This is a genomic window from Streptomyces scopuliridis (genome assembly GCF_042790125.1).
Taxonomy (GTDB): domain Bacteria; phylum Actinomycetota; class Actinomycetes; order Streptomycetales; family Streptomycetaceae; genus Streptomyces; species Streptomyces scopuliridis_A.
Genome location: NZ_JBHTZS010000029.1, coordinates 84,035 through 90,776 on the forward strand (window position 1 = coordinate 84,035; position 6,742 = coordinate 90,776).

Sequence of the window (6,742 nt, forward strand, 5' to 3'; positions counted from 1 at the left end):
CTTCAGCGTCGCCAGCGTGATTCGGATACCCAGCCCGGCGGTTGCCCATCGGGGAGGTCGGGTGTGCGCAGAACGGCGCCCAGTTCGGTGCGCCCGCTCACGCCCAGCTTCCGGTACACGCTGGTCAGATGTGTTTCGATGGTGCGTACCGTGACGAACAGGGTCTCCGCGATCGAGCGGTTGCTGGCGCCCGCCGCCGCGAGGCCGGCCACCCTGCGTTCCATTCCGGTGAGCATGTCGAGCGGTGAGGCGCTCATCTTCCGCATCCGGCCGCCGGCGGTGACCAGCAGCCTGCGGGCGACCCCGGCGAGCGCGAGGGCCCCGCAGCGCTGCGCGAGGTCGGTGGCGGTCCGCAGATGCTCTCGGGCGCCGCGCTGGTCGCCGGTCTTCAGCAGGGCGCGGCCGAGGACGAATTCGGCTTTGGCGTGCTCGGCTCTGGCGGGCGAGCCGGCCAGGGTGAGAACCGCTTCGGTGAGCGGTTCGATGCCCGTGCCACCGGGGGCGATCACACCGCGGGCCAGCGCGGCGAGCCCAAGGGCGCGGGGGGTGCCCCACCGCCGGGCCAGCTCGCCGCCGTACTCGGTCATCTCCCGGGCCTCGTCGCCGCGGTTCATGACCGCGAGCAGACACGCCGCCTCGGACCACCACGGCAGAAACGCCGGATTGCTGAACCGGGACTCCTCCAGCGATCTGCCGCATTCGAGATAGAGACCGAGCGCCGCCTCCCGGTCACCGAGCGCCCATCGGGCGCGGGCCCGCGCCATCAGCGACCAGTGGTACTCGATGACGAACCGGTCGAGGCCGCCCCGTTTGATGCCGCGGAGCACTTCCTCGGCCCGTTCGGCCTCGCCCCGTTCGACCAGCATCGTCGCGAGCGCGATCTGCGGCAGCGCGGCGCCGTCACCCCATCTCTCCTCGCCGATGATCTCGATGGACGTCTGCGCGTCGGCCAGCGCGTCGGGGAACGCGCCCGCGCCGTGCAGCACCAGAGCGCGGGTGGACAGCGCGAGCACGAACGTCCAGACCGCGGCGTTGTCCTGGCTGTGCTGGAGCATGCGGTCCAGCGCGTCCAGCGCCTCGTCCACCTCGTCGGCGAGGCTGAGCGCGAACGACGAGGCGAGCAGCGGCCAGCTCTCCAGCTCGGCGCCGGGTGAACTCGTCGCGCGGCGGGCCTGTTCGACCGTTCGCTCCGCCGAGCGGCCGTCCATCGCGGTCAGTACGGTCATCATCGCGAGCATCTGGCGCTGGGCGGGCGTATCGCCGGGAGGCGCGGTCAGCAGCGCGGCGCGGTCCAGGGTCGCGGAGACGGTCGCCTTCTCGTCCGCCCCGACGATGAGCAGGACCGATTCGACCAGCGTGTGCAGTTCACGGTCGGCAGGATCCGGGCCGGGGCCCAGCTCGGCCTCCAGCTCCGCCAGGACCTCTTCGAGGACCCGTACGCCCGCGGGCGACCGCTGAACGGCCAGGCAGACCAGTCCGTACCGCACGGCGACCATCGCCCTGGCGCGTGGGTCATCGGCCAGCGACAGCGCTTCCTCCAGCAGCCGGATGGCCTCCGCGGGATTGATCTCCGCGAGGGACGTGGCCATCTGGATCCGTACCGGCACGCTCCGCGGCTCCACCTCCAGCACACGCTGCAGATAGCGCACCGCGGCCTCGGGAGCGCCGCGCCCCTCGGCCTGGGAGGCCGCGTCGCGGAGCACCGCCGGCATCCACGGCTGAGTCAGGGCGGGCAGCAGCATGAGCCGGCCCGCGACTTCCTCGGCGGGCCGGCCCGCGTCGCTCAGCAGCAGGGCGGCTCTGGTCCGCAGCCCGGCCAGCGCCTCCGCGCCGAGGGGTTCCAGTACGGCCGAGCGCACCACGTCATGCACCAGGTCCGCCCGGTCCGCGGCCAGCACCTCGGCGCGCCGCAGGGCGACAACGCCTTCGGCGACGAGCGCGGGGGGCACATCGGCGAGCATGCCGACCAGATCGGGGGACTCCTCGCCGAGGACCGCGATCGCCCGGGCCACCTCGCGCACCCAGAGCGGCTGATTGTCCAACAACGCGCTCACGGAGGACGCGATCACCTGACCGCCCACCTCGGCGACTCTCCGTACGCCCTTCTCGTCGGGCTGCACGCCCTCGGCGCGCAGCTCGCCCAGGAGCCGGCTGAGAGTGAGGGGGTTGCCGCCGGAGACGGCGGCGGCGCGCTCGGTGAAGGACGGTTCGACGGGCGCCTGGAAGATCTGCCGGGCCATCTCGCCGACGGCCGCGTGCGTGAGCGGCGCCAGCCGCATCAGGGCCGGCCGGCGCTGCGCGGCGATGTCGGCCAGCGCCGAGTGCGCGACCGGCTCGGCCTCGCTGCGGTGGGCGAGCACCACCAGCAGCGGCAGATCGTCCGCGCGCCGCAGCAGGAAGTCCACCCAGCCCAGGGAGCGTTCATCACACCAGTGCACATCGTCCAGTACGAGCACGAGCGGACGGTCGACCATCAGATTCGCCGCGAGCCAGTACAGCCCGTGCAGCACCGGGTAGGTGGCGGAGGCGCCCAACGACTCCTGATCGAACGGTCCGGCCGTCAGGGCGGGCAGCGCGCGACGGGCGAGACCGCGCAGCAGCGGGGAGTTCCTGGCGTCCTCCCCGCTGAGCCCCAGCGAGCCGAACAGCTCCCGTACGCCGCCGTATCCCGCGCCCGCGGCGACTTCGCCGCACGAGCCGTACAGCACGGCCATGTTGCGGCACGCGTCGCTCTTGAGGAACGCCCGCAGCAGGCTCGTCTTCCCGATGCCGGCGGGGCCGGACAGCATCACCAGACCTGCCCGCCCGGCGCGCGCGGCCTCGGCATGGCGGCTCAGCACCCGCAGCTCACGGGCGCGTCCGACCAGAGTGCTGGACAAACCGGTGAGATCGGCCTGGTCCAGCATCATGGTCTCCTCGCCTCTCGGGGGACACAACAGACGCGATGACTCGTCTTCGCGCCCGCAACTTCCCGCACAACTCGCAAAATCAGCTGAACGTTCCACGATCGACGGCGCGAGGTTACATGATCACAGGATCCCGCAACCCACCAAGCCCACGAGGCCCGTTTCGGCCCTTGGGGACTACCCAGCGCGAACTGGATCAAGCACTACTGTCCGCTGGACGCCACTGCACCGTCCGGGAGTTGGTGGCGCGCCCGCCCGGTGAGCCCCCCGTACGCCGGGCAGCACACCACTCCGGAAACCCGGATGTCCGGATAAACCGGATGATCCGGATGACCGCACGAGAGGACATTCTTCCAGAGCGATAAGCGCACTCACGCCATCGCACGCGCCAGGAGTACATCAGAGGGCACACACCACCCGATGGTGTTGATCTTCCGAGAGGTGTTGACCCCTCGGAACCCCTGATCACCGGGGGTGGGCGGCACAGACGGGTCGATGGCTCAGCGAGATCGGTCGCTCAGCGGAATCGGCGGACTATGCCTGGGCGGAGAGATGTTTCCGCAGGAGCGCGATCACCGCCGGCGCCTGGGAACTGAGGAAGAAGTGCCCGCCGGGGTAGACCTCCAGGTCGAAGGCTCCCGTGGTGTGTCCACGCCAGTCCTCGGCCTCGTCCAGCGTGGTCTTCGGATCGTTGTCGCCGGTCAGCGCGGTGATCGGGACCCGGACCCGCGTCGCTGGATCGCAGCGGTAGGTCTCAATGGCCCGATAGTCACTGCGGATCGCCGGGAGGATCATCCGCAGGATCTCCTCGTCGCCGAGCAGCGCCGTATTCGTACCGGAGAGCAGCTTCAGCTCGGCGACGATGCCGTCGTCGTCGCGCCGGTGCACACTCTCGTCCCGGTGGCGCGACGGGGCGCGCCGGCCGGAGGCGAACAGATGGGAAAGCTCACCGCCATCGGCCTCGAACCGCCGCGCGACCTCGAAGGCGATCGTCGCGCCCATGCTGTGTCCGAAAAACGTGGTCGGCCGGGCGCGGAGCTGCTTGCGCAGCGCCTCGTAGATCTGATCGGCCATGATCCCGAGATCGCCGGGGCTGGTCTCCTTGCGACGGTCCTGACGGCCGGGGTACTGCACCGAGAACACCTCGGCCACGGACGCCAGTTGAGCGGAGACCGGGAAGTAGAAAGACGCCGAGCCACCCGCGTGGGGGAAACAGAAGAGTTGTTCCGAGCTGGCCGGTGCTGGATGAAAGCACCGCGCCCAAAGGCTCTCCTCGGTGGACGTCGTCATCGTGTTGCATCCTCCTAGGGGTGGGCCGAGCAATCCGGACCGCGCAACGGCGGTCCGGGCCTCCGGGCCGGTGACAACGGGACATGACGGGACGTGACACACCCTGAGCGCCGTGGTCTCACCGACGCGACCGAACGTTCCATGCGGCACTCCTACCCAACAGAGCGGGCCGGCGACTCACATCATCCGACTCGCGCTCTCTCCGTCATCGACCGTCACGTGTCGGCCCGGTGACCGACCACCCCATTCCACTAGGACGGACAGTGGGAAATTCCCTAGTCTCTGTGGGGACATCGGTGACGGAACCCACTCGTGAGTGCAGGAACCGCCTTCGAAGCGAAGGCAGTTCGGGGGTCCGGGAGACGTGGACCGTCTCCCGGACCCCGTGATTCAGGACAGACCGAGTTCGTCGTCGAGGAGCGCGAACACATCGTCGTCCGACGCCGCCTCCAGGTCGAACTCGCCGGAGCCGTTCGCCGACTCCTGCCGCAGCGCCGCCCACTTCGTCCTGAGCACCTCGATGCGTCCGGCCACGTGCTTGAACTCCTGGGCGTCGACGGTCATCTCCGTGATCGCCTTCTCCAGCTGGTCGAGAACGGCCAGCACCGATCCGGCCCCGGTGACCTCCTCGGTCACCAGCTGGGAGTGGAGATGGTCCACGACGGCGGCCGGGGTGGGGTAGTCGAACAGCAGGGTGGCCGGCAGGCGCAGCCCTGTCGCCGCGTTCAGCCGGTTCCTGAAGTCCACCGCCGTCAGGGAGTCGAAGCCCAGTTCCTGGAACTGCCGCGAGGCACCGACCGCCGCCCCGTCCGTGTGTCCGAGCACCACGGCCGCCTGCTCGCGGACCAGCGTCAGAAGAACGTCACGGCGCTCCTCGTCGGTCAGCCCGGTCAGCCGCTGTCCGAGCGATTCGGCCGACCGCGGAGCGGCCGTCGCCGACCGCCGGGACGTGGTCCTGATCAGACCGCTGAGCAGAGCCGGGATCTCGCCCTGGGCCCGGAGGGCCGCCAGATCCAGCCGTACGGGCAGCAGCAGCGCCCGCGAGCCGGGGACCGCCGCGTCAAAGAGCGCGACGCCCTGCTCGACGGAGAGGGGAGGCATTCCGGAGCGGGCCAGGCGTCGCATGTCCGCCTCGGTCACCGTCCCGGTCATCCCGCCCGCCTGATCCCACGGACCCCACGCCAGCGAGACACCCGGCAGACCCTCCGCCCGCCGACGCGCCACCAGAGCGTCCAAGAAGGTATTCGCGGCAGCGTAGTTGCCCTGCCCCGCACCACCGAAGACACCGGCCACGGACGAGAACACCACGAACGCGGCCAGACCGAGATCACGCGTCAGCTCATGCAGATACCACGCCGCGTCCACCTTCGGACGCAGCACCGTGTCCAGCCGCTCCGGCGTCAGCGAACCGACCACTCCATCGTCCAGCACACCGGCGGCGTGCACGACCGCGGTCAGCGGGTGCTCGGACGGTACGCCGGCCAGCACCTCGGCCAGCGCTCCCCTGTCGGCGACATCACAGGCCGCGGCCGTGACGTCCGCACCGAGCGCCTCCAGTTCCTCGACGAGCGCTCGCGCGCCCTCGGCGCCGGGGCCGCGCCGGCTGAGCAGCAGCAGCCGTCGTACGCCGCGTTCCGCGACCAGGTGCCGGGCCAGTACCGCGCCCAGACCGCCGGTTCCGCCGGTGATCAGTACGGTGCCGCCCCGCTCCCAGCTCTCTCCCGCGCGTTCCGTCTCACCGGCGGCCGGTGCCACCGGCTCGGGGAGGGGTACGCGGTCCAGCCTGGCGGCCCTGACCTCGCCCCCGCGGAGCGCCAACTGCGGCTCCCCGGAACCGAGAGCCCGGGACAGCGGCGCCAACGCGGCGACGTCAGCGGTCGGTTCGAGATCCAGCAACCCGAAGCAACCCGGGTTCTCCGACTGCGCGGACCGCACCAGACCCCATACGGAGGCCGCCGCCAGGTCGGCGACAGCGCCGCCGTCCACGGCCACCGCTTCCCGGGTGACGAACACCAGCCGTGAGCCGGCGAACCGGTCCTCGGCCAGCCACTGCTGGAGCTGCCCCAGCGCCCGGGAGACGACCTGGCGCACCGCGCCGGGTACCGCCGGTACTGCCTGCTCAGCCCGCTCTGCCTCGGCACGGTCCGGTTCGCCCAGGACGGGCACCAGCACGACATCCGGCACCGGGGCCTCCCCCGCCGCCAGCGAAGCGAGATCCGCGTACGTCCCGACCTCCGCACCGGACCCGGCCAAACCGTCGGCGAGTCCCAGCGCGTCCGCTCCGAGGACGACCACCGACCCCGGAACATCCGACTCGGCCACGACCGTCACCGGCGTCCACTCCACACCGTACAGCGCGTCCCTGCCCGCACCCGCGGGACCGTTCAACTGCTGGTTCGACACGGCCCGTACGAGCAGCGAGTCGACGGAAGCCACCGGCTGACCGGAGGAGTCGGCGACGGACACGGACACCGCGTCCTTACCGACCGGCGCCAACCGCACCCGCAACGCCGAAGCACCCGTCGCGTGCAGCGACACACCCTCCC

General features: G+C 71.0%; 3 protein-coding genes. All 3 read right to left on the minus strand.

Features of this window, described 5'->3' with window-relative positions:
* Nucleotides 1-2: 2 nt before the first annotated feature.
* On the minus strand, nt 3-2,909 hold the full coding sequence (locus tag ACFRKB_RS31470) for a helix-turn-helix transcriptional regulator (RefSeq protein WP_383110014.1): 2,907 nt from the start codon (nt 2,907-2,909) through the stop codon (nt 3-5).
* A gap of 531 nt (nt 2,910-3,440) precedes the next feature.
* On the minus strand, nt 3,441-4,196 hold the full coding sequence (locus ACFRKB_RS31475) for a thioesterase II family protein (protein ID WP_383110015.1): 756 nt from the start codon (nt 4,194-4,196) through the stop codon (nt 3,441-3,443).
* Between the two features lie 390 nt (nt 4,197-4,586).
* A partial coding sequence (locus tag ACFRKB_RS31480; RefSeq protein WP_383110016.1) for a type I polyketide synthase occupies nt 4,587-6,742 on the minus strand: 2,156 nt, incomplete at its 5' end.

What these genes read in the sequence shown, in the direction of transcription:
- ACFRKB_RS31470 (WP_383110014.1), bottom strand. Translation starts at nt 2,909, where the DNA reads ATGATGCTGGACCAGGCCGATCTCACCGGTTTGTCCAGCACTCTGGTC.
- ACFRKB_RS31475 (WP_383110015.1), bottom strand. Translation starts at nt 4,196, where the DNA reads ATGACGACGTCCACCGAGGAGAGCCTTTGGGCGCGGTGCTTTCATCCA.